Genomic DNA, 23,665 nt, shown 5'->3' on the forward strand with positions numbered 1-23,665 from the left:
TGCAATGAAAGGAAGAGAGACATGTCTCATACATGGCTACGTGCAGCAGGATTAATGCTTGTGCTGTTGGGACTTTCTGGCTGCAATCAGTCTGTTGATGACCAAATTAGCAATGGGCTTCAAATAACAGAAACAGTTTTTGCAGAGGAGCCTGCGGAGCATACAGATAAAATTGGGAATGTAGAATTATACTTACCTTCTCACTTTAAAGTTGAAGATAGCTCAGATTCATATAATATATTAATAGCAAAGGGAAAAGAAAGTTTTATTCTGTTCATTAATGACCGTGAAGACACGGATAGTAAACTTTATTATAATCTGCTAAAAGAGGATAGTTCGAGAGAAATTATTAAAGAAAATACCTATGAAAAGAATGGCATTTTCGGTTTCTCTGCTGTTTCTAAAACTGATAATGAGAATGAATTTGAGCTAATTGTAAGCAGTGGTGGTATAAAAATGACAACTATTTCTCAGGCAAAAAGTATAGAAGAGAATTTATCAGAGATGACGAAAATCGTGCATTCGGTTAAGATTAAATAATTGGATAGTTTTGAACAGTACGGTTCACAAACAGGTGAACCGTTTTCATTTCGATTTCCTAGAGCTTAAGAGGCAAGGAACAAGAAGGTATTATCTGTTTAACTATAGCAATTACACTAAATGAAATGTAGAGAAGGATGTGAGCAAGGTGAAACAGATTAAATCGGAGCAACTTGTCTCCCTATTAAAACAACGTTTAAATGAAGAAAAATTCGATTTTGAATTTAATAAGAAGCATGATAAATTGCGCTTGAACCATAAAAAAACTGGTAAAGGAATGGAACTATCTCTTCCAGGTATTTTAGCGAAGTATAATGAAAAGCAGGAAGCTGCAATCGATGAAGTTGTTTATACAATTGAGCAAACCTTCCAGGCGATGGAGCAAGAAAAGGTACAAGGATTCCAAGCAACTACTCAAATTTATCCTGTCATTCGCTCCACATCCTACCCCAAAGCTTCAAAAGAAGGACATGCATTCATTACTACTGAGCATACAGCTGAAACACGTATTTTTTATGCGCTTGATTTAGGAAAAACCTATCGTTTTCTAGATGTATCCATGTTAGAGGTATTAGAATTAACTGAGGAACAGATACGTGAAATGGCACGTTTTTCTGTGAAGACACTACCGACTGTTTATAAGAAAGATGAAGTGGCAGGAAATATTTTTTATTTTGTCAATGCCAATGATGGGTATGATGCAAGTCGCATCTTAAATGAGAGCTTTTTAATAGAAATGAGCACGAAAATTGAGGGGGATATGACATTATCTGTGCCACATCAGGATGTCCTAATTATAGGTGATATTCGGAATGAAACAGGGTATGATGTATTAGCACAGATGACAATGCATTTCTTTACTGTCGGAACTGTCCCGATTACCTCATTATCTTTTGTCTATGAAGATGGGGAACTAGAACCAATTTTTATATTAGCAAAAAACAGAGTGAAAAAGGAGCAAGAAAAACAATGAACGTATTTTATAACAAAGAGCATGTTGGCGATGTATTGTTAGTCCAGTTAGCAACGGAGGCAATTGTAAAAACAGAAGTAGAGCGTGCTGGTGATATTGCTATTTTAAAAGAAGCCCAAACAGGCGAAATAAAGGCATTTAACTTATTTAATGCAAGCAGCTACGTACAAACAGATGCTAAGGGTCTTGTTGAAGTAACACCTGAATTAGTAGCACAGATAGAAGCTGCTATTACTAAAAATGGGGCTGCTATTAGCTTAGATGTAGATTTTACGCCAAGATTTGTAGTGGGTCTTGTAGAAACAAAGGACAAACATCCAAATGCTGACAAATTAAGCGTTTGTACTGTAAATGTAGGTGAGGAGACATTACAAATTGTCTGTGGAGCACCGAACGTGGAAGCAGGTCAGAAGGTTGTGGTCGCAAAAATTGGTGCAGTGATGCCTTCTGGAATGCTTATTAAAGAAGGGAATTTACGTGGTGTGGATTCACATGGAATGCTGTGCTCAGCGCGCGAACTTGCTATACCAAATGCCCCTTCAGAAAAAGGGATTTTAGTGTTGCCAGAAGATGCAACAATTGGTAGTGCATTTGAAGCACCGACACGTTAAAATAAAAGATATATTCGTAAAATCGTTTTGCTGCTAAAAATGCTGGCAGCATAACGATTTTTTTGTATGGAGAGCCTCTAAATACAAGTTTCTATACCACTTTTATGGTATGCTTTTTGATATAGACATTGTGTTAGTTTACATAGACGATGCTATAAATGAAGTGTATGAGAAATGAGTGAAACAGAGTGAATTGGTTTAAAAAACAAATTAATAAATTTATAAATAAAGAAGACAGTGAATACGAATATGAGTATGAAGAAATGTATGAAAACTATGATGAACAGACTGAACAGCATGTGAAGGAAGCACCTGCATCAAAACCAAAAACTTTTCGTTTCCCGTTAATTGAGGATATGGAAACGTCACCTTCACCAACATCAACACCACAACCAAAAGAAGCATTTAATCAAATGGAAGATGATTATTATGGACAAATCGAAGACTTATCATTGCCAAAGCATTTAAATAATCATATTGTTGATTCAAGTGTTTATGATGTGGAGGTTTCTGGCATTCGGGAATTATTGGCTAATCGTTCAAAGCGGACTGGCAGAACTACCATTACAAAAAGTCAGCCTGAAGAGGGATACCGCTCAAAAGCAAGTCTTGTTTTTCGAGATGCACAAAATGAACAGCCAATACCTAAACCAAAAGAGAATAATATTTCACCTGAAAGAACGGTAGAAAATAGTATGCCTGCTAATCGAAAACGTTTTGTGCCGAGTGATGTACCATCGCCGGTTTATGGTTTTGCAAAGCCTAGTCCTATCGAACAATTATTGGATAAACGCAAGGAAGAACTCGATAAAAAGGAGTTTTCAATTCCTGCAGAACCTAAGGTTTTAAAAGAAACGACAACAAATCAGGCTTTCGAAAATATACTAGAAGAAAAAGAGCCAATTCGCCCAGTTCAGCAAGATGTCTCTGAACGATTTGAAATGCCAGATACCTTTGAAACATCAACGAAGCAACCGATTACGTTTGATGAGGATTTTTCACAAGAAATAAGCGATCCAAACGAAGTGGTGAAAGCAGAATTGCCCCTTCCGCAAACAACCTCTTTTGCTGTTGCCTTCGAAGATCAAGTAAAAGAAGCCGTTCAGCATGAATTGGATGTCGAGCAACTTACTGCGGACCAATCAGAAATTCATGTAAAAGAAGTCATTGTGGAGCAGGTTCAAATTGAAAATTCTACAATTCATATAGGTGAGGTAACAGTAGTTCAACCGGCAGTAAATGAAGTTATTGGGCAGGAAATGTTAGAAGGTCAATCATTTGACGCTATCCCTAAGCAAGATAGAAGTCGTATTCCTTTTAATGTATTAATGTTAAAAACGGATAAAGAGAAATGGCGAATTCAACAACAATCCAAAAATATAAAGCCATCTACGGTAGTTGAAAAAAAACAAGATGAGCAAAAGGAATCTTCTGAAACGATAGTTTTAGATGATGAACATCCATTGATACCATTCATACAAGAAGAAATAAAAGATGCAGTTTCTACTCAGATTATTGGATTAGAGCTAGAGGAAGAAGAAGTAACATCTCAACAGGTGGAGAAAAATGAGTCATCTATTCAAAATTCTCCAATCAATGCTTCATCAGATAGTGTCTCTGTTATTACAATGTCACCAGTAGCAACAGTGTCCAGCGTATCGACCTTAGAAAAAACAGCTATCGAAATAGATAGCCGTCATGAAATTTCAGCAACTACTGATTTGGAGGCAACATCCATCACTGAACATGAGTATCACAGTGAAAATGTTGAGTTGCTACTAAAGGAAGAGCCTGTTGAAGCGGATGATCAAGAGCAGTCTTCAAATGAAACTCTCGAAGGACAAGAGAAGGAAAATCCTCCAAAGCCTGTTCATGTGTATCAAAAGCCAACGGATGAATATTTAGAGCTACCTGAGGAAAAAACACAGGATACAGAGTGGATGGAGCAGCAGGGAGATACTTTAGTTGAAGCACTTTCTTATTTCCAAGTGTCCGCTCAAATCGAATCCATCATGCAAGGACCTGCCGTCACACAATTTGAAATAACAGTGAGTCATGGCACAAAGGTTAGTAAAATCCGTAATTTGGCAGATGATTTAAAGCTCGCATTAGCGGCGAAAGATATCCGTATCCAAGCGCCTATTCCTGGAAAGAGTTCAATTGGGATTGAGATTCCGAACCGTGTATCTCGTGCTGTTCGATTATCAGAAGTAACAAATAGTGCCTCTTTCCTTGAATCAGAATCACCACTAGAGGCTGCTTTGGGGCTGGATTTAACTGGGAAACCTGTAACCATTGATTTACGTAAAATGCCTCATGGTTTAATTGCAGGGGCAACCGGCTCAGGAAAATCAGTTTGTATAAATTCGATTTTGGTTAGTTTGTTATATAAAGCTGCTCCACATGAATTAAAGCTAATGCTAATTGACCCTAAAATGGTCGAGTTGGCACCGTTTAATCATATTCCTCATCTAGTTAGCCCTGTTATTACTGATGTTAAGGCTGCTACAGCTGCATTAAAATGGGCAGTGGAGGAGATGGAGCGGCGTTATCAACTATTTGCTCATGCAGGTGCGCGTGATATTACACGTTACAATGCATTAGCAGATAAAAATAATGAACATAGCCTTAAATTACCTTATATGCTTATAGTCATTGACGAGTTGGCTGATTTAATGATGATGTCTCCAGCAGATGTTGAGGAAGCAATTTGTCGTATTGCACAAAAGGCACGTGCATGTGGTATCCATTTAATTGTTGCGACACAAAGACCGTCCGTCGACGTGATTACAGGGCTTATTAAATCAAATATTCCTACACGTATTGCCTTTGCAGTATCTTCACAAATAGATTCTCGTACGATTTTAGATGGGCAAGGAGCGGAAAGATTACTTGGACGAGGCGATATGTTATATTTAGGGAACGGTATGTCTGCACCGGTACGATTACAGGGAACATTTGTGACTGATGATGAAATCGAGTCGATTATAGAACACGTCCGTGAGCAAGGTGAGCCTGATTATATTTTTGATCAGGAGGAGCTTTTGAAGAAAACGGAGATTTCTGCAGAGCAGGATGATTTATTTGAGGAAGTTTGCCGATTTGTGTTTGAACAGGGAGGAGCTTCTACGTCCCTTATTCAGCGTAAATACCACATTGGCTATAATCGTGCTGCCCGTTTAATTGATATGTTAGAATCTCATGGCTTTGTATCCGAGGCTAGAGGCAGCAAACCACGTGAAAGTTATATTACAGAAGAAGATTTAATTACTATGTTTGAATAAGAATTGCATGGATTTCGTATAGATTATCTGATTTACGTCGAAATTAGTATTTTTAGAAAAGTTACACATTTATCCTTGTGCATAAATAGTGCTATAATAGACAAGATGTGATGACAAGTACGTATTTTTTAGCACGTTTAAAGGTATTAATACCTAATAATTGGTGAAATAATACGGTACACTTAATAGATGATAGATGGGATATTGATATTCCCGGGGGGTTTAATTAATGACAGTTTTTCATTTCACAGGCATTAAAGGTTCTGGCATGAGTTCACTTGCACAAATCTTATTTGATGCTGGTGAACAAATACAGGGCTCAGATGTTGATAAATATTTCTTCACAGAACAGCCGTTACGTGATCGAAATATTCCAATTTTTACATTTAATTCAGAGAATATTAAAGAAGGTATGACAGTTATTGCAGGAAATGCTTTCCCTGATGACCATCCGGAGTTAGTGCGTGCACGAGAAATTGGTGTAGAGATTATACGCTATCATAAGTTCCTAGGAGAATACATCGGAAATTATACATCAATTGCCATTACAGGTGCACATGGTAAAACTTCTACAACTGGCTTAATGTCACATGTTGTTGGAGGATATAAACCAACTTCATATTTAATCGGTGATGGAACAGGAGCCGGACATGAAAATGCCGACTTCTTTGTGATGGAAGCATGTGAATACCGCCGTCACTTCTTAGCATATAATCCTGATTATGCTGTGATGACTAATATCGATTTTGACCATCCAGATTATTTCGCTAATATTGAGGATGTTTATTCTGCCTTTCAATCATTAGCTTTACAGGTAAAAAAAGCAATTATTGCTTGTGGTGATGATGAACACTTACAACGTATTCAAGCAAAGGTACCAGTTGTTTATTATGGCTTTGGAGCAGAGAATGATTTTGAGGCACGTAATGTTGATAAAACAACAGAGGGAACTAAATTTGATGTTTTTGTGCGCAATGAATTTTACAGTACATTCTTTATCCCATTGTTTGGGGATCATGCAGTTTTAAATACATTAGCTGTTATTACACTTTGTCAGTATGAAGGTATCTCACCAGACATTATCCAGGAACGTTTAAATAGTTATAAAGGTGTAAAAAGACGTTTTACAGAAACGGATATTGGCAATAATGTTTTAATAGATGACTATGCCCACCATCCAACTGAAATTCGTGCAACGATTCAATCAGCACGTCAAAAATTCCCAGAGCGTGAGCTAGTAGCTGTTTTCCAACCACATACATTTACACGTACACAAGCTTTTTTACAGGATTTTGCGGATAGTCTAAGTCTTGCAGATACAGCATACTTATGTGATATATTTGGTTCTGCAAGGGAAACACAAGGTGCTCTATCAATCCATGATTTGGCGTCGTTAATTGAAGGCAGTGCAGTGATTACCACTGAAGGAATTGAAGTTTTAACAAAGCATGAGGGCGCAGTATTTTTATTTATGGGCGCAGGCGATGTTCATAAATTCCAAGATGCTTTTGAAACTGTGTTAAAAAACAACGAAACAGCTTAGTCCGTAAGGAATAAGCTGTTTTTTCTCAAAAATTGAGAAGGAATTCAGTTTTTTTTGTCGAAGATAGGGAAAGTAATAGTAAAGAGAATTTTACTAGCAGGAGGTCATTTTATGGAAGTAATTTTGTATATTGCAGCGATTATAGCAGCAATCGGTTTTTTAATTTTATGTGTGAGTGTCGGAATGACATTATTCTCGCTAAAATCCATTTTAAACAGCTTAGCAGGAACTTTATCGGGTATTGAAGGACAAATGGAAGGAATTACACGTGAAACAACTTCCTTATTAACCAAAACGAATAGTTTGGCAGAGGATATTCAGCAAAAATCAGAACAGTTAAATTCTGTTGTTCATGCAGTCAAAGGAATTGGTGACTCAGTGAACGGTTTAAATACGTCTGTACAGCATATTACTTCCTCTATTTCAAAAAGTGTAGAACAAAATGAGGAAAAAATCGCACAGGTTGTTCAATGGAGTAATGTTGCAATGGGTATTGCTGATAAATGGAAGAAGCGTAAAGTAATTGATCAGGCTCAAGAGTTGGTTTCAGAAGACAGTTATGTTTTTGAGGCCGAGCAATCAGAAAAGCCAAAAAGAAAATGGGGTCGTAAAAAGTGATTATTATTCAGTAGACATTTCGTGTCATCTGAATAAAAATAAAGCCTTAGACATAAGTTGAAGATGCATCAACAAAAGTAGATGGACAACCAGTCTAGGCACTTGAATATAAGATGGGAGGAATTGTTGCATGACAACTCAAAAGCCAAATTTTAATGAAGTGAAGGAACAACAGCTTGAAAGTTCATTACCGCAGCTTTATCATCCGCAAGAGTCTATTTATGAAGAGGAGCGTGTGAACATGAAAGATTTTGTTATTGGCGCATTAGTTGGGGGTATAGTTGGTGCGGCTGCTGGCTTATTACTAGCTCCAAAATCAGGAAAAGATTTACGGAGCGATGTAGCTGTACAAGCTGTAAACCTGAAAGATAAAAGTGCGGATTTTTCAACGACAGCAAAAGATAAGACGGTTCAATTATCTAAACAAATTCAAGAGCAATCTACACAATTAGTAGAGAAAGTAAAAACGTTAAAAACTGCAAAAGCACCAACTGTTTTTGACGATGGCACTGTTTCTTTCGAGGGTGAAGAACCGTTAGAGGATTATGTTTCTAATGAAGAGCCTAAAGCAGAAGAGACAGCTGAAACAAAGGAACAAGCCGAAGAAAAAAATGAAGAAGTTCGCGCTTAAAGCTTAGAAAAAAGGTATGATACGATCCCTTAAAGGACATATCATACCTTTTTGTTTTTTAGAAGATAATTGCCTCCTCCAATAAAATTTCTAACTTATCGCCGCCGAAAATTTCCATGTCAAAGCTAGCAGATTGTCCATTTCGTAATATTGTAAAGTTGCCTTTAAATGTCGTAGGTAGCTGCCAGTTAGAGAAACGGAAGACATCTTGGTAAATCCAACGACTTCGATCCTTCTCCATAAATGAAACTGTCGCTCCATTTGGAACCGTTGACAATGGTGAAACCACACTATTGTTGACGAGAATTTCATTGGCCATCTTTTTCAGCTCCAGCACCTCGTTCTGGAAATGAATGATGATTTTATCCTCTAATAATATATTCATTTGATCGGCTATTCGTTGTACGGTTGGTAATGTTTGCTGCTGAAAGGTAATCATGTCTTCATCCTGCACTGCATATGACAATTTAGCTGGCTTATCATTAATCATTAACTGTGCGGAAAACTCAGGTAGGTAAAGTGGTTTTCCATCTACTTGAATATAAAAGGATTCAAATTGCTTTAATAAGGCCCAATTATTTGTAAGCTTAAATATTTCTTCAACTGTATCTGCGATTTCAAAAGCAACAATATCTCGATCATTTAAAGCACTATCGAGAGAGGCAGGAGAACCATTAATTGTAATTTTAGGTTCAATAACATATTTTGTATGTTGAATGAGTATTGTTTTGATAGCTGCATTGTCAACAATATCCCTTACGGTTGCTATTGCAGGTTGACCGTCTTGACCTTCAATTAGTTGGATGGCGTCTCCTGTTTTAATCATCGTTTTAGTAGAGGCTTGTTGTCCATTTACTAAAATTTCCGCAGGCTGACCGTGACCACCAGGGATGAAAATATCTTGTCCATTCACGCTAACTGACAATCCAAGCCCTGGTTTTCCATATAATTGTTTTGCACGAATATTTGCTGCTAAAAAAGCATCAGCAACTGTCATTTCTTTTAATTCAAAAAGACGGACCACTTGATCATTAACAGTAAGGCTCATGTATTGAATCGGCATTTTTTTTGCCGCAATGGCAATGCCTATTGGTGTCACTAATTCGGGTGATGCTTTAATATGTTCTTCCTTCGTCAGGTTTTGTATGGCATCTATTCCTCGAACGGCAATTCGATTTGCTGGTAAGTCTAATACTGCTCCAAGTTCAGTTGGTAGGTTTGGTGTTAAGCTTCCACCGCCAACAAGCATGACGGCCTTAGGAGCAGTACGATTATTAAGACGTAATATTTCTTCCCCAATGGCCTTAGCAAGTTGTTTGACAGCAGAATCAATTGCTTTAAGAACCACTTCTTTTGAGAAATACTGATCAAAGCCTAATATATCCTGAATTAAAATTTCTTCTTCTGTTTGCAATTGCCTTTTTGCTTTTTCAGCCACTGGGAAGTCGAGTAAATAATGATCACTCAATGCCTCAGTAATTTCATCTCCAGCCGTAGGCACCATCCCATAGGCAACAACCGTGCTTTTATCAGTGATGGCAATATCAGATGTCCCTGCACCGATATCAACAAGTGCCACATTTAAACGGCGCATTGTCGGTGGAATAAGCACATTAATGGCAGCGATTGGCTCCAAAGTGAGTGCGTCCATTTCTAAATCAGCACGTTTCAATGCAGCAATAAGAGATTCTACAACCACTCGAGGTAGAAACGTGGCAATCACCTCAATTTGCGCCTCATCCCCTTGCTGATCAAGCAAGCTACCAATTTCTTCACCATCTAATCGATAATATAAAACCGAATAGCCTACACAATAGTAGTGGCTTATTTTTGCATCCTCTTTCTGTTGTAAGAGTTGCTGTTGTGCTTGTTGTACAGCTTGTAGCTCTAATCGGCTTATATCCTCTTCTGTAAAAATTGGACGATTTCGTATATTGATGGTTACACTCGCTTGTTCTGTTTTCAATGAGCGACCAGCTGCAGCTACACTTACCTTCGTTAAGCTGCCATGCTTATCTTCAAGCTCATGTTTAATTTCTTTGATTAAATCTGCCACATACATGACATTATGTATTTGACCATCGACCATAGCACGTTCTTTATGTTCTTTCACTAAAATATCTTCGACATGAAAATGGTCATTATTTTCAGTTAAGATTATGCCAACAACAGAACGTGTTCCAATATCAAGTGCAAATAGTTTTGAACTCAATGTAATCGCTTCCTTTCTTGTAATATTGTAAAATAATTTAGCGAGTTGAAGCGCTAAATTAAAAATGCGTGACATTCTGAACAACATTGATTATAATAATGCTAATATCTAAAAATGTAACATACATTTCAGAGTTCTGAAAGTGTCTGTCATGAGGAGAGGGGCAAGAAAGCATGAGCCAAAAAGATTTAGAAAGCTTACGTAGTCAAATAGACGGCTTAAACTTAGAAATTCTTCGTCTAATTAACGAACGTGCAACTGTAGTTAATGAAATCGGTAAGATTAAAGAAAAGCAAGGTGTGAATCGCTATGATCCACTACGTGAAAGACACATGCTTGATCTTATTAAGGAAAACAATCAGGGTCCATTAAACCAAATGACGGTTGATTATATATTTAAGCAAATCTTTAAAACTGCTTTAAAACAACTTGAAGCGGATAAGAAGAAGGAATTGCTTGTATCTCGTAAGAAAAAATCAGAAGATACAGTGATCGATATCAATGGTGAGTTAATTGGACAAGGAAAGCCATCTTTCGTATTTGGTCCTTGTGCAGTTGAATCATACGAGCAAGTTGCAGCGGTAGCAGCATCTATTAAAGCAAAAGGTGAGAAATTAATTCGTGGTGGTGCATACAAGCCACGTACTTCACCATATGATTTCCAGGGTCTCGGATTAGAAGGCCTTAAAATATTAAAGCGTGTGTCAGAGGAATATGGTTTAGGTGTTATTACAGAAATTGTTACACCAGGTCATTTAGAAGAAGCATTGGATTATATTGATGTTATCCAAATTGGTGCACGTAATATGCAAAACTTCGAGTTATTAAAAGCAGCAGGTGCAACAAACAAACCTGTCCTATTAAAACGAGGCTTAGCAGCAACTATCGATGAGTTCATTCACGCAGCAGAATACATTATGTCTAAAGGAAATGAAAACATTATCCTTTGTGAGCGTGGTATCCGTACTTACGAAAAAGCAACACGTAATACATTAGATATTTCAGCTGTACCAGTTTTAAAACAAGAAACACACTTACCAGTATTCGTAGATGTAACACATTCAACAGGACGTCGTGATTTATTATTACCATGTGCGAAAGCAGCTATTGCAATTGGCGCTGATGGCGTAATGGCTGAAGTGCATCCAGATCCATCTGTAGCACTTTCTGACTCACAGCAGCAAATGGATATCCCTACATTTGACGCATTCTATGAAACGTTGCAAAAATTCATGAAAAATCATGAAATTCATGCTTAAATAGTTTTAAAATATACCGCTTGCTAAATTAGCAGGCGGTTTTTACTATATCGTGACAAAATAATGTCTAGAATAGTACTATTTGAACTTGGTTTTTCTTATCGTGTACGTACTTCTTCTTGAAAAGAATATGAAAATTATCGTATGATAAGGCTATAAAAGGAAAAAGGGAGGCACGTACGATGACTGTTACAATTTATGATGTTGCAAGAGAAGCAAATGTTTCGATGGCGACGGTCTCTCGTGTAGTCAATGGCAATCAAAACGTAAAACCGGCAACACGAAAAAAAGTATTAGAAGTAATTGAACGATTAGAATATCGTCCAAACGCAGTAGCGCGAGGATTAGCAAGTAAGAAAACAACAACAGTTGGCGTGATTATCCCAGATATTGCAAACAATGTTTATGCGGAGCTGGCACGTGGTGTAGAGGATATTGCAACCATGTACCGTTACAATATTATTTTAGCTAACTCGGATCAACATGAAGATAAAGAGCTACAGTTACTGGATACAATGTTGGGCAAACAGGTCGATGGGATTGTCATGATGAGTGATGAAGTGACTGAAAAAATGCAACAAACAATGGACCATTCACCAGTACCAATTGTGCTTGCAGGTTCAGTAGATGAATCACAAACCATTGCAACGGTTAATATTGACTATTACCAGGCGGCTTATGAGGCCATCACAATACTTATTCAAAATGGACATAAGCGAATTGCTTTTGTAACAGGTCCACTTACTTATACGATTAATGGGAAATTTAAGCTTGAGGCTTATAGAAAGGCTTTACATGATGCTGGCTTACCCTTAGATGAATCACTAATTGCTGCAGAGGAATCAAGCTATGATATGGGTCTAGAGGCTTGGGAAATATTATCCTCACTGGAAAACCCCCCAACTGCATATTTTGCTGGCAGTGATGAATTAGCAATTGGACTGATTCATGGTGCACAAGACGCAGGAAAAGGTGTGCCTGAGGATATCGAAGTAATTAGCTTTGAAAATTCAAAATTAGCACGAATGGTTCGCCCACAGCTAACAAGTGTTGCGCTGCCGCTTTATGATATTGGAGCAGTTGCTATGCGCCTACTAACAAAACTAATGAATAAAGAGCCGGTTGAAGATGAAGCGGTAATCTTACCTCACCGTATTGAGCATCGACAATCAGTCAAAAGTAAATAATTAAGAAACACGTAGGTCTCATTGAGGATTTGCGTGTTTTTTGTTGGAGTGAAGGATAGAACTTCCGATGTAACGGATAGCAATCTTAAAACGATGGATAGGACTACTACAATTGAGGATAGCAACCTCAAAGTGATGGATAGAGATAGCTGTCATCAAACCAATAAAAAAGCCTCACGAGTAGTCGTGAGGCGCATAAAAAGTTAAACACGTTTTTCATTACGAATAATATGTAGCGCTTTAGCTAACATTTGCGCATTTTTTTCTTCAATTTCTGCCTTTCGAGGAATTGGCTCATACAAGGGATTCGGATCCTCCCAAGTTGGAATAAATGGTACAGGCGCTTCAGGCTGCCACCGATCTAACCATGCTTGTGGAAGAGGTCCAGTTGGCATTTGCTGATCTGTCATTTCTAGCCATAGCATAGACCACGCGCGCGGTACAACACGCCAAATATCGTAGCCACCACCACCAACGGCAATCCATTTGCCATCACAATATTCATGTGCCAATTGATGGGCAAGTTTTGGGATTTCTCTGTAGAGATTCATAGTACCATATAAATGTGTTAATGGATCAAAATAGTGTGCATCAGCGCCATTTTGCGTTAGCACAACATCAGGCTTGAAAAATTCAAAAATTTCCCTCATGGATTTTTCATAGATTTCTAGGAAACTCTCATCCTCTGTAAAAGCATCAATAGGAAAATTAAAAGAAGTGCCATAGCCCTGTCCATTTCCTCGTTCAGTAATATTACCAGTTCCAGGGAAAAGGTAACGCCCTGTTTCATGGATAGACAATGTACAAACATCTGGATCTTCATAAAAGCTCCATTGTACACCATCCCCATGATGTGCATCGGTATCTACATACAGCACACGAGCATTATATTTTTCCTGCAAATAGCGGATAGCCACAGTACTATCATTATAAATACAAAAACCTGATGCACGACCACGGAAGCCATGATGTAGTCCTCCACCTAGATTGAGGGCATGCTCGGCTTTTCCTTCCATAACATAATCGACAGCTGTTAGCGTTCCTCCTACAAGCTGTGCACTTGCTTCATGCATATTCTCGAAAATGGGTGTATCCTCAGTGCCAATGCCATAGCTTTCTCCTTGTGCATCGGAAAGTTCACCATGACCTGCTTTTTTGACGATATCTACATATTTGGGATCATGTGCTAGTAATAATTCTTCATCTGTTGCTACACGAGCTGGGACAACATCCACATCGTCTAGAGCGTCAATATTTTTTAGCAAATCCATTGTAAGCGTCAAGCGTTTATGATTAAAAGGGTGAGTATCTGAAAATTTATATCCGAGCTGCTCTGGTGAGTAAATAAATACTGCCTTTTTCATTGTAACGAAACACCCGGTAAATTAGGCCATAGTACATCGAAGCCCTCTTTACGAAGATCTTCTATCATCGCTAATGGATTCAGTGTTTTCACTCGGACACTCAAAATTTTATTTTGTGTATTTTCAGAGTCAGGATAAACTAAGACGCTTTGGACATTTGCATGATGTTCGTGGAATATTTTTGTGATTTCAAATAAGATTCCTGGTGTGTCAGTTACACGTATTTCAATTTTTGAGCCAGGCTCAGTGGCACCAGTCAATTCAATATAAGTATAGAGCAAATCAGTAGTTGTGACGATGCCAACAAGCTTGCCGCCAGAGACAATTGGCAAGCAGCCTACTTTAGATTCGTAAAATGTAAGGGCTACCTCTTCAACAAAATCAAGCGGATGACCAACTAATGGATTTTTAATCATTACTTCTTCTACTTTTGCATTAAATACAGGAGAATTTGGTTCATCCTGCAGTGAAGAAGGAAGTGCTTCTTTAATGTCTCGTTCTGTGATGACACCAAGAACATGCCGTTCTTCATCTACAACTGGTAAATGTCGTACTTTTTTCTCACGCATTAACTTTAGCGCTTCAAGCACTGTATTTGTTGGAGCCAGCGTGTAAGGCTCATCATTCATGATTTCTTCTACGATCATATACGCATCCCCTTTGTGTTGGTTTTTAATACATGAAGCGATTTCTAAAACGAAGCTTATCAAATCTTTCCATTGTTTCAGGAGGCACACGTTTTCCTTCACGGGCCATTAGGCAGTTAGCTGGGTGTGAAGTGATTTCAGGGTCATCTGTTGCAAAATATTCGAAGCCAGCGGAGCTCATCATTTTTTCCATCATCTTGCGATAATCCCAAACATTTAAACCAGTTCCTTTTAGGTCCCAATGCCAATAATATTCAGTAGTGAGTACAAGATAGTCTTCCATTTCATCTCCCATAAAAGAAACAGCCAGCAATGCTTTACCAGCACCTGTACCTCGATAGTCAGGTATAACTTCAATAGCGCCTAGCTCAATCATGTTATCAATACGATCCTCGGCCCAGCGTTCAAGTGGGTCTGGATATAGATAGGTGACGTAGCCTACGATAATATCCTCTTGGCGAATAATAATAATTCGCCCTTCAGGAAGTCCTGCAATTTCAATAATAGCTTGCTGCTGCTGTTTAGGAGGTCTAAAGGCAACCAAGCCTTCATGGAAAGAATATGTAGCTAATTTTTCTGGAGGAACAGGTCCTTCCACATACACAGTACCATGCTTTGTTTCCTTTGTGACAGAAAAAAAAGTTTTTTTATGTTCCATAATTACACCACCTGAGTTTAATAATTCCATTATAGCTGATTTCTTGCGGAAAAACGCTTATTTTTGCAAAATATACCTATATTTTTGGAAAAATAAAAATATTAGGACATTCTTAGTGAATTCGTGTAAAATAGATTTATATTGCATCTGTTATTTAACAGATAAATGTAGTGTGAATAAGAATTCAATTACTTCCTGCTACTAAAACTGTTGTATAACACTTGCTACATAACGTAATTGTCTTTGGAGAAGGTGGCAAATTTTAAAGGGGGAAAATTATAAATAGGATAATTTAAAGTTTGCTTACTAATGTCTAAAGCGATAGCAAAGAAAGGGGTAGTTTCATGGGGATGAAAATGATGGAGAAGTTAAAGGCTATACCAGGGCAACACAATTTACCTAATTATGAGGAAGCAGCTGCAACACATGATTGGGCAGAGACAGAGAAAGGATTCAGTTGGTACGAAACAGGTCGTGTGAATATGGCGTATGAGGCGATTGATCGACATACGGAAACACATCGTAAGAATAAGGTTGCACTTTATTTCAATGATGGTAAGCGAAAAGAGGCTTATTCTTTTAATGAAATGAAAAAGCAAACTAATAAAGCTGCGAATGTTTTAAAATCAGCGACAAATTTAGAAAAAGGGGATCGTATATTTATTTTCATGCCACGGTCACCTGAGCTTTATTTTTCATTATTAGGTGCATTGAAAATGGGCGTTATTGTTGGACCTTTGTTTGAGGCATTTATGGAGGGAGCAGTTTACGATCGGTTAGCAGATAGTGAAGCAAAAGCATTAGTGACGACACCAGAGTTGCTAGAACGAGTACCTTTAGAAAAACTCCCTAATTTACAGCACGTCTTTTTAGTAGGCTCTGATATAGAGGAAACTTCACAAATTTTAGATTTTAATAAACGTCTGAAAGAAGCTTCATCTCAATTTGACATTGAGTGGGTGGACAGAGAAGATGGCATGATTCTGCATTATACTTCTGGATCAACTGGTGCACCAAAGGGAGTATTACATGTCCATAACGCAATGCTTCAACAATATCAATCAACACAATGGGTACTAGATTTGCGTGAGGATGACATTTATTGGTGTACGGCTGATCCAGGATGGGTAACGGGAACTGCATATGGTATTTTTGGTCCATGGTTAAATGGTGTGACAATGCTAATCGTCGGTGGAAGATTTTCACCACAGGCCTGGTATCAAGCTATTGAGGATTATAGTGTAACAGTTTGGTATAGTGCGCCAACAGCTTTCAGAATGTTGATGGGTGCAGGTAGCGGCGTGCTTGAGAATTATGATTTATCTTCTTTACGTCACGTTTTATCCGTTGGTGAGCCTTTAAATCCAGAGGTAATTCGTTGGGGTAATGAAGAGCTAGGTCATCGTATACATGATACATGGTGGATGACGGAAACTGGCGGTCATATGATTTGTAACTATCCTTCTATGGATATTAAGCCAGGCTCCATGGGGAAACCATTACCAGGTATTCATGCAACGATAGTGGATGATGCTGGGAATGAAGTGCCACCGTTTACAATGGGGAATCTAGCGGTTCGTCGAGGTTGGCCGGCAATGATGCGTCAAATTTGGGGCAATCCAGAGCGTTATGAATCGTATTTCTTAAAAGGTGAATGGTATGTATCTGGGGATTCTGCTTATATGGATGATGAAGGTTACTTTTGGTTCCAGGGGCGTGTAGATGATGTGATTATGACAGCTGGTGAGCGTGTTGGTCCTTTCGAAGTAGAAAGCAAACTACTTGAGCATCCAGATGTAATTGAAGCAGGAGTTATTGGAAAACCAGACCCTGTACGAGGTGAAATAATTAAAGCCTTTGTTTCATTACGTGAAGGTGTTGAGCCATCAGATGCATTGATTGAAGATATCCGTAATTTTGTCAAGAAGGGCTTATCGGCTCACGCAGCGCCTCGTGAAATCGAATTTAAGGATAAGCTGCCAAAAACGCGTAGTGGTAAGATTATGCGTCGTGTGTTAAAGGCATGGGAGTTAAATCTGCCAACTGGGGATTTATCAACGATGGAAGACTAATAGTATCGTTATTAAACAGGAATTTTTTCAGTCAACGAAAAATTCCTGTTTTCTTTTTTACATGAATTTATCCTTCTACAAGTGCCTTATATATTCTTTGTTCACCATCTAATTCTACAATTATGGTGTAAGTGTTATGCTCGTTTGTTGCAAAGATTTCTGTTCCTATGGATAATTTTGTTGCATAAAAATTTTTAAAAAATAAAGAGGAGGACGTCATCTTTTTGATTTTTCCTAGCTTAACACTTCTTATCAAATTTTCGTTTGCTAATTCTGGTTCAGTAATTTTGCTATAGATGAGTTGATTATATTGGAAAATATCTGCCTGAGGGTTTTCTTTCAAAAAAGATCTTGCTGTTGGATTGTCTGGTATAGCAGATGAGCACCCCGCTAGTACTAATAAAAACATTACGTTACATAATATTAGCTTCAAAATGAAACGCCCTCCTATTTTGAAAATATGTATTCATTATTAATGAACTGATTTTTAGGAATATTATAATTATTTATGCGGTATTAAATAAACATTTGATACATTTAAATGTAAAGAAAAACAAATCCATATTGTTATCAAAACATGCATTTAATATCGGTTATTACTGCAAGATTGTAAGAATCTCGTTTATATTGTTAGTCAAAATATTGTATTCGTTGAAATTATTAATTTTGAAATAAATAAAAATTCAATTGACTTAATAATTATGCAGTCGTATACTAATTTTAACTTATTTCAGAGGTGAGTATATTGAAAGTAGGAATTGTTGGTGCAACTGGCTATGGCGGACTGGAGCTTATTCGATTTTTACATAATCATAAAGCGGTAGAGCAGATTGAGTTATTTACATCTTCTGAGGAGGGTGTAATTTTTTCTTCTAAGTTTGGACACCTCGTTCAAATTGCTGATACACCGTTACAAAAAATTGATTATGAAGCTTTAGAGAAATATGATGTAGTTTTTGCAAGTACACCTTCAGGGGTGACTAGTGAGCTTTTACCTCCATTAGTAGGGAAAGGTCCTAAATTAATAGACTTATCTGGTGACTTTCGATTAAAAGATCCTGCAAGCTATGAAACTTGGTATGGCAAAAAAGCAGCACCGCTGGATATTCTTCAGCAAAGTGTTTATGGCTTAACTGAATGGAATGCCGAAAATGTTCAACATGCATCCCTTATTGCCAATCCCGGATGCTATCCTACTGCGGTTCTACTATCACTTTTACCGCTGATAAAGGAGCGATTAATCGATCCAAGCTTTTTAATAATAGATGCGAAAAGCGGGATTTCAGGAGCCGGAAATAAACCATCACAGACAACACATTTTAGTGAGACAAATGAGAATTTCTCAATCTATAAAACAAACTCCCATCAGCATATACCAGAAATCGAACAGGCGATTTCGATATTTGCAGGTGTTCAGACAGCAATAACTTTTAATACGCATTTAGTACCAATGACACGGGGGATTTTATCGACCTCTTATGCACCGGTTATGCCTGGTGTCACAGAAGAACAACTGATATCTTGTTTAAAAAATACCTATGACCAACATCCATTTGTTCGAATTGTTACGGATGTCAACGGTCTAGGAACAAATCGTGTAAAAGGTTCAAACTATTGTGATATTTTTGTGAAAGTAGACAGCAGAACAAATCGTGCCACGATTGTTGGGGTTATCGATAATTTAGTCAAAGGGGCGGCAGGGCAAGCCATTCAAAATATGAACGTTCAATTTGATTTACCACAAACAACAGGGCTGGATGTTGTGCCGTTCTTTATTTAATATTGTAACCTCAACTAAAAAGTTAGGTTGAAGAAAATTTTCACTTTATAGCATGCAGGAAACTGTATGCTTCTCTTATTTTAATTTAAGGAGGAATTATTATATGACACTAATAGCGTCAACGAATATTATGAAAAAATTATCAAGTAAAAATATTGTCTCACCTAAAGGTTTTAAAGCAGCAGGGTTACATTGTGGCTTAAAACATAAGAAAAAGGATTTGGCGATATTAGTAAGTGAAGTGCCAGCAAGTGTAGCGGGTGTATTTACAACCAATGCTGTGCAAGCAGCACCATTAAAGGTAACAAAGGAAGTTGTTTATACAACTAAGAAAATGCAAGCAATGATTGTGAATTCTGGAAATGCGAATGCGTGTACAGGAAAGCAGGGTGTGAAGGATGCGCAAACAATGCAGTCCCTTGCAGCAGAAAAGCTTGGCATTGAAGCAAATCTAGTGGGGGTTTGTTCAACAGGTGTTATTGGTGAAATTATGAAAATGGAGCCAGTAGCAAAAGGGATTATTCAATTAGAGCCGATGGGTGATTTAGAAAGTGCTATTGATTTTGCACAGGCAATTATGACAACTGATACGGTTATGAAAAACACTAGCTATAGTACAACAGTCGATGGTAAGGAGGTTATTATCGCTGGAGTGGCTAAAGGTTCAGGTATGATTGAACCGAATATGGCAACGATGCTCGGTTTTATTACAACGGATGCAAACATTGAATCGGAAGTATTGCAGAGTGCATTATCCGATATAACAAATTTGACGTTTAATGCCATTACAGTGGATGGAGATACATCAACAAATGACACGGTTGTAATTATGGCAAATGGTTTAGCAGGAAATGAATCATTAACGCCTGCACATCCAGACTGGCAAAACTTTTATTATACATTGAAAACAGTTGCTCAAGATCTTGCGAAGATGATCGCGAAAGATGGTGAAGGAGCAACGAAGTTAATTGAGGTTGAAGTAGAAGGGGCCATTTCAAATGAAGAAGCACGTAAAATTGCTAAAACAGTAGTTGGTTCACCACTTGTAAAAACAGCTGTATTTGGCTGTGATGCCAACTGGGGCCGTATTATCGCGGCAGTAGGCTATAGTGGAGCCACTGTTGATCCAGATAAAATTACGATTCAAATTGGCGGCGCAACGATGGTAGAAAACGGTGAGCCGATACCATTCTCAGAAGATGAGTTAATTCAAATTTTAAAAATGCATGAAGTAAAAATCTATGTGTCACTTGGTTTAGGTGAGGGCAAGGGGCATGCGTGGGGATGTGATTTAACTTATGACTACGTTCAAATCAATGCATCATACCGCTCGTAAACGTATGGTCATCAAGCTTGGTGGCAGTACGCTTGAGGGCTTAAATGAGTCATTTTTTGAAAATTTTAAAAGGCTTCAAGAAAGCGGTATAGAGCTTATCATCACGCATGGTGGCGGTCCAGCCATTAACCGTGAACTCGCGGCTCAAGGGGTAGAATCTTATGCCTTAAATGGAATCCGTGTCACAAGTGAAGCTGCAATTGACATTGTTCAGACAACACTCATTGGAAAAGTTAATCCGGCTCTTGTTCATGAATTAACATCAGCAGGCATTGCTGCGATAGGGTTAAATGGCTTTGATGGACAATTAATGGTAGCCGATTATCTTGACAAAGATGTATATGGATTTGTAGGTGAAGTTAATACAATTAATACATCCTTACTAGAAGCATTAATAAGTGCAAATATTGTGCCAGTTATTGCTTGTATCGGAGCAGATGAATCGGGCCAGGCATTGAATATTAATGGAGATACAGTTGCTAGTGAAATTGCATTAGCTATCAAAGCAGATAGTCTATTACTAGTCACAGATGTAAGTGGTGTTCGTATTCATGATGAATATCAATCACAAGCAACACCTGCCTTAATCCACCAATGGATAGAAGAGGGACATATATACGGGGGAATGATTCCTAAAGTTCAAGGAGCCTTAGAATGCTTAAATGCAGGTATCCCATCTGTCCAAATTGTGGGTGAATCTTTAGTAGGAACGACCATTTTAGACAGTAAAAAAGTTTCTACTCCATTGTAGGGATTATTAATTTAGAATAGGGGCTGATGAAAATGAGTGCTTTATTTGGTAACTATGGCAAACGCCGTGCCCAAATAGTCAAAGGGCAAGGAACAGTTGTAGAAGATACTGCTGGAAAAAAATATTTAGATTTTACTAGTGGAATAGCTGTCGTAAGTCTAGGTCATGCACACCCTGCGATTGTGAAAGCGATCCAGGAGCAAAGTGAAAAGCTATGGCATATTTCTAATTTATTTGATATACCTGGTCAAGAAAAGGTTGCGAAAAAACTAATAGCGGATACACATTTTTCATATGCATTTTTCTGTAATAGTGGTGCCGAAGCGAATGAAGCGGCTATTAAACTGGCACGTAAGCATACAGGGAAACATCATATGATCTCTTTTGAAAAATCGTTCCATGGAAGAACTTTTGGTGCAATGTCCGCAACAGGTCAGGGTAAGGTACATAATGGCTTTGGACCACTTGTTGGAAAATTTACAATTCTGCCTTTTAATGATGTGGATGCCCTTGAAGCAGCCATTGATGATTCTGTAGCAGCTATAATGCTGGAAATGATTCAGGGAGAGGGAGGCGTAAACAGTGTATCTGCGGAATTTGCAGCAGCGATTGCAAAAATTTGTAAGGATAAAGGGATTCTACTAATTGTTGATGAGGTTCAAACAGGAATTGGACGAACAGGAACAAGATTTGCTTTTGAGCAAACGATTTTAAAACCAAATATCGTAACATTAGCAAAAGGGCTAGGTGGTGGCTTCCCTATCGGTGGTATGCTTGGAACAGCTGAGTTATATGACACATTTGGTCCTGGAACTCATGGCACTACATTTGGTGGTAACCCGCTAGCGATGAGTGTGGCAGAAACTGTACTAGATCATGTATTTGATGCCGCATTTTTACAAAATGTACAGAAGCTATCTGCCTATTTTGTAAGTCAGTTAAAGATAAATTTGCCATCTACGTATACGGTACAGGGCCAAGGTTTATTGCTTGGTATTGGTTGCGGTGATACCGAAGTAGCGCCGTACATTGCGGCTGCAGAGGAAAAGGGCTTATTACTAGTAGGAGCGGGACCAAACGTTATTCGTTTATTACCGCCTTTGACAGTGACAAAAGAGGAAATTGATGAAGCGATTACTATTCTAAAAACAATATTACTTTAATTAAATTGTATCATTGAAGAATCTGCTAGTTTCAATCTAGCAGATTCTTTGCATTGGTTATAGTTTATTGTAGCTGTTTTACCAAAATCTTCACTAAGTCAGGGAGCCAATGATGGAGTTGGCTAAATGTGAAGCCAGCAGCCTCTGCCTTTGCATTTGACATATACCAATCTGCTGGAACGCCATATGGTGATTGGGAATGCTCATCGCCGCCAATTAGCGAAATTCTAGCATTTTTTCCACTAGCCTCTTCAATTAGCCCGATTAAATCCTTTAAAGAAATAGCACCTGTTGCTGTAGCATTATAAGGACCTTCAATTGAAGAAATGCCAGCAAAATATAAAAATGCTGCGGCTTCCTCATCTGTGATGTAACTCATCTTCGCTTCGATATTTGGTAATGAAATAGGCTCTTCCTTGATAATTCGTTGCACATGAAAATGTAAACGTTGTGTATAATCATTCACGCCCATAACAATTGGAAAACGCACAGCGACAACAGGGAAGTTAGCCTCTTTGAAAAATAGTGCTTCAGCTTGTCGTTTGCCTTCATCGTAAGAAAAATCTTCACGGCTCCCCATACGTACTTCATAATCATATGGACTAAAATCCTCTTCTGCTTTTACATTGCCATCTACTTCGTAAGTGGATAGAGTAGAGGTAAAAACAAGTTTTTTTGTTTTACCTTTTAAAATTTCACATAGTTTTTGAGCTTCATCTGGTGCATAACAAATATTATCAAAGACAATATCCCAAGAGGAATTTGCAAGCGCTTGTGACAATGCTTTGGCATCATCTCGATTCACAATTAACTGCTTTACCTGTGTCCCAAAAGGATTCCCGCTTTGACCGCGTGTTAATATCGTAACATTGTGTCCATTTTGAAGACATAGCTCAACAAGCTTTCTTCCAAAAAAGCGTGTACCGCCTATTATTAATATGTCCATATTTTACCACCCCTTATTCGTAGTCCTTTTTATCATGACAAAAAATTAGACTTACTACAATGCAAAAGTGCTTGTAGTAAGTCTATTTAC

The 23,665-nt window shown here is 38.0% G+C and carries 20 protein-coding genes; 14 read left to right on the forward strand and 6 right to left on the reverse strand.

Going from position 1 to position 23,665, the window contains the following annotated elements; translation table 11 throughout:
- Nucleotides 1-21: 21 nt before the first annotated feature.
- The 7 genes from ACQKIM_RS10400 to ACQKIM_RS10430 all read left to right on the forward strand — a co-directional run bounded on the left by ACQKIM_RS10400 (nt 22) and on the right by ACQKIM_RS10430 (nt 8,200).
- The gene (locus ACQKIM_RS10400) at nt 22-540 is read left to right on the forward strand and encodes a hypothetical protein (RefSeq protein WP_427543009.1); all 519 of its coding nucleotides are present in this window, start codon (nt 22-24) and stop codon (nt 538-540) included.
- Between the two features lie 148 nt (nt 541-688).
- Complete coding sequence (locus tag ACQKIM_RS10405; protein WP_427543012.1) at nt 689-1,513, forward strand: DUF1444 domain-containing protein; 825 nt, start codon at nt 689-691, stop codon at nt 1,511-1,513.
- Nucleotides 1,510-2,124 (forward strand): YtpR family tRNA-binding protein, encoded by a 615-nt coding sequence (gene ytpR, locus ACQKIM_RS10410; RefSeq protein WP_427543015.1) that lies wholly within the window; start codon nt 1,510-1,512, stop codon nt 2,122-2,124. The genes ACQKIM_RS10405 and ytpR overlap by 4 nt, the downstream gene beginning before the upstream one ends.
- Nucleotides 2,125-2,312: 188 nt before the next feature.
- On the forward strand, nt 2,313-5,408 hold the full coding sequence (locus ACQKIM_RS10415; protein ID WP_427543018.1) for a DNA translocase FtsK: 3,096 nt from the start codon (nt 2,313-2,315) through the stop codon (nt 5,406-5,408).
- Between the two features lie 229 nt (nt 5,409-5,637).
- Nucleotides 5,638-6,951 (forward strand): UDP-N-acetylmuramate--L-alanine ligase, encoded by a 1,314-nt coding sequence (gene murC / locus ACQKIM_RS10420; protein WP_427543021.1) that lies wholly within the window; start codon nt 5,638-5,640, stop codon nt 6,949-6,951.
- Between the two features lie 111 nt (nt 6,952-7,062).
- Nucleotides 7,063-7,569 (forward strand): DUF948 domain-containing protein, encoded by a 507-nt coding sequence (locus tag ACQKIM_RS10425; RefSeq protein ID WP_427543024.1) that lies wholly within the window; start codon nt 7,063-7,065, stop codon nt 7,567-7,569.
- Between the two features lie 130 nt (nt 7,570-7,699).
- Nucleotides 7,700-8,200 (forward strand): YtxH domain-containing protein, encoded by a 501-nt coding sequence (locus tag ACQKIM_RS10430; protein ID WP_427543027.1) that lies wholly within the window; start codon nt 7,700-7,702, stop codon nt 8,198-8,200.
- Between the two features lie 58 nt (nt 8,201-8,258).
- On the opposite strand, the gene ACQKIM_RS10435 is transcribed toward ACQKIM_RS10430, so the two are convergent.
- A complete protein-coding gene (locus ACQKIM_RS10435) occupies nt 8,259-10,412 on the reverse strand; it encodes a cell division FtsA domain-containing protein (protein ID WP_427543030.1) in 2,154 nt (717 codons plus the stop codon).
- 173 nt (nt 10,413-10,585) lie between these two features.
- Between ACQKIM_RS10435 and ACQKIM_RS10440 the strand changes: the two genes are divergently transcribed.
- Nucleotides 10,586-11,671, forward strand: a complete 1,086-nt coding sequence (locus ACQKIM_RS10440; RefSeq protein WP_427543033.1) for a bifunctional 3-deoxy-7-phosphoheptulonate synthase/chorismate mutase — start codon at nt 10,586-10,588, stop codon at nt 11,669-11,671.
- A 182-nt stretch (nt 11,672-11,853) separates the two neighbouring features.
- A complete protein-coding gene (ccpA, locus tag ACQKIM_RS10445) occupies nt 11,854-12,858 on the forward strand; it encodes a catabolite control protein A (RefSeq protein ID WP_427543036.1) in 1,005 nt (334 codons plus the stop codon).
- 203 nt (nt 12,859-13,061) lie between these two features.
- Here the strand turns inward: ccpA and ACQKIM_RS10450 are convergent, their stop codons facing one another.
- Genes ACQKIM_RS10450 through ACQKIM_RS10460 form a run of 3 tightly spaced genes read right to left on the reverse strand, consistent with a single transcriptional unit; the run spans nt 13,062 to nt 15,527 of the window.
- On the reverse strand, nt 13,062-14,222 hold the full coding sequence (locus ACQKIM_RS10450; RefSeq protein WP_427543039.1) for an acetoin utilization protein AcuC: 1,161 nt from the start codon (nt 14,220-14,222) through the stop codon (nt 13,062-13,064).
- Nucleotides 14,219-14,869 carry an acetoin utilization AcuB family protein gene (locus ACQKIM_RS10455; RefSeq protein WP_427543043.1) on the reverse strand — a complete coding sequence of 217 codons (651 nt, stop codon included), beginning with the start codon at nt 14,867-14,869 and terminating at the stop codon, nt 14,219-14,221. Before ACQKIM_RS10455 ends, ACQKIM_RS10450 begins: the two co-directional genes overlap by 4 nt.
- Before the next feature lie 25 nt (nt 14,870-14,894).
- Entirely contained in the window at nt 14,895-15,527 is a 633-nt protein-coding gene (locus ACQKIM_RS10460; protein WP_427543046.1) for a GNAT family N-acetyltransferase, read from the reverse strand.
- A 344-nt stretch (nt 15,528-15,871) separates the two neighbouring features.
- On the opposite strand from ACQKIM_RS10460, the gene acsA reads away from it, so the two are divergent.
- On the forward strand, nt 15,872-17,599 hold the full coding sequence (acsA, locus tag ACQKIM_RS10465) for an acetate--CoA ligase (protein ID WP_427543049.1): 1,728 nt from the start codon (nt 15,872-15,874) through the stop codon (nt 17,597-17,599).
- Nucleotides 17,600-17,666: 67 nt separating this feature from the next.
- On the opposite strand, the gene ACQKIM_RS10470 is transcribed toward acsA, so the two are convergent.
- Nucleotides 17,667-18,032, reverse strand: coding sequence for a hypothetical protein (locus ACQKIM_RS10470; protein ID WP_427543052.1), 366 nt, complete (start codon nt 18,030-18,032; stop codon nt 17,667-17,669).
- Nucleotides 18,033-18,344: 312 nt separating this feature from the next.
- Between ACQKIM_RS10470 and argC the strand changes: the two genes are divergently transcribed.
- The 4 genes from argC (at nt 18,345) to ACQKIM_RS10490 (ending at nt 22,629) form a co-directional block, all read left to right on the forward strand.
- Nucleotides 18,345-19,379 (forward strand): N-acetyl-gamma-glutamyl-phosphate reductase, encoded by a 1,035-nt coding sequence (gene argC / locus ACQKIM_RS10475; protein WP_427543055.1) that lies wholly within the window; start codon nt 18,345-18,347, stop codon nt 19,377-19,379.
- A gap of 103 nt (nt 19,380-19,482) precedes the next feature.
- Nucleotides 19,483-20,715, forward strand: a complete 1,233-nt coding sequence (argJ, locus tag ACQKIM_RS10480; protein ID WP_427543058.1) for a bifunctional glutamate N-acetyltransferase/amino-acid acetyltransferase ArgJ — start codon at nt 19,483-19,485, stop codon at nt 20,713-20,715.
- The gene (argB, locus tag ACQKIM_RS10485) at nt 20,678-21,466 is read left to right on the forward strand and encodes an acetylglutamate kinase (protein ID WP_427543061.1); all 789 of its coding nucleotides are present in this window, start codon (nt 20,678-20,680) and stop codon (nt 21,464-21,466) included. Before argJ ends, argB begins: the two co-directional genes overlap by 38 nt.
- A gap of 32 nt (nt 21,467-21,498) precedes the next feature.
- Nucleotides 21,499-22,629, forward strand: a complete 1,131-nt coding sequence (locus ACQKIM_RS10490) for an acetylornithine transaminase (protein ID WP_427543064.1) — start codon at nt 21,499-21,501, stop codon at nt 22,627-22,629.
- A gap of 64 nt (nt 22,630-22,693) precedes the next feature.
- Here ACQKIM_RS10490 and ACQKIM_RS10495 read toward each other — a convergent pair whose 3' ends face one another.
- The gene (locus ACQKIM_RS10495) at nt 22,694-23,575 is read right to left on the reverse strand and encodes an NAD-dependent epimerase/dehydratase family protein (protein ID WP_427543067.1); all 882 of its coding nucleotides are present in this window, start codon (nt 23,573-23,575) and stop codon (nt 22,694-22,696) included.
- Nucleotides 23,576-23,665: the final 90 nt, after the last annotated feature.

The sequence above is a fragment of the Lysinibacillus sp. NPDC047702 genome, from assembly GCF_050272555.1.
Lineage (GTDB): Bacteria > Bacillota > Bacilli > Bacillales_A > Planococcaceae > Lysinibacillus.

Bases quoted from the DNA above. Each gene is read 5' to 3' on its own strand.
- ACQKIM_RS10400 (WP_427543009.1), top strand. From the start codon at position 22: ATGTCTCATACATGGCTACGTGCAGCAGGATTAATGCTTGTGCTGTTG.
- ytpR (WP_427543015.1), top strand. From the start codon at position 1,510: ATGAACGTATTTTATAACAAAGAGCATGTTGGCGATGTATTGTTAGTC.
- murC (WP_427543021.1), top strand. From the start codon at position 5,638: ATGACAGTTTTTCATTTCACAGGCATTAAAGGTTCTGGCATGAGTTCA.
- ACQKIM_RS10425 (WP_427543024.1), top strand. From the start codon at position 7,063: ATGGAAGTAATTTTGTATATTGCAGCGATTATAGCAGCAATCGGTTTT.
- ACQKIM_RS10430 (WP_427543027.1), top strand. From the start codon at position 7,700: ATGACAACTCAAAAGCCAAATTTTAATGAAGTGAAGGAACAACAGCTT.
- ACQKIM_RS10440 (WP_427543033.1), top strand. From the start codon at position 10,586: ATGAGCCAAAAAGATTTAGAAAGCTTACGTAGTCAAATAGACGGCTTA.
- ccpA (WP_427543036.1), top strand. From the start codon at position 11,854: ATGACTGTTACAATTTATGATGTTGCAAGAGAAGCAAATGTTTCGATG.
- ACQKIM_RS10450 (WP_427543039.1), bottom strand. From the start codon at position 14,222: ATGAAAAAGGCAGTATTTATTTACTCACCAGAGCAGCTCGGATATAAA.
- ACQKIM_RS10455 (WP_427543043.1), bottom strand. From the start codon at position 14,869: ATGATCGTAGAAGAAATCATGAATGATGAGCCTTACACGCTGGCTCCA.
- ACQKIM_RS10460 (WP_427543046.1), bottom strand. From the start codon at position 15,527: ATGGAACATAAAAAAACTTTTTTTTCTGTCACAAAGGAAACAAAGCAT.
- acsA (WP_427543049.1), top strand. From the start codon at position 15,872: ATGGGGATGAAAATGATGGAGAAGTTAAAGGCTATACCAGGGCAACAC.
- argJ (WP_427543058.1), top strand. From the start codon at position 19,483: ATGACACTAATAGCGTCAACGAATATTATGAAAAAATTATCAAGTAAA.
- argB (WP_427543061.1), top strand. From the start codon at position 20,678: ATGACTACGTTCAAATCAATGCATCATACCGCTCGTAAACGTATGGTC.
- ACQKIM_RS10490 (WP_427543064.1), top strand. From the start codon at position 21,499: ATGAGTGCTTTATTTGGTAACTATGGCAAACGCCGTGCCCAAATAGTC.
- ACQKIM_RS10495 (WP_427543067.1), bottom strand. From the start codon at position 23,575: ATGGACATATTAATAATAGGCGGTACACGCTTTTTTGGAAGAAAGCTT.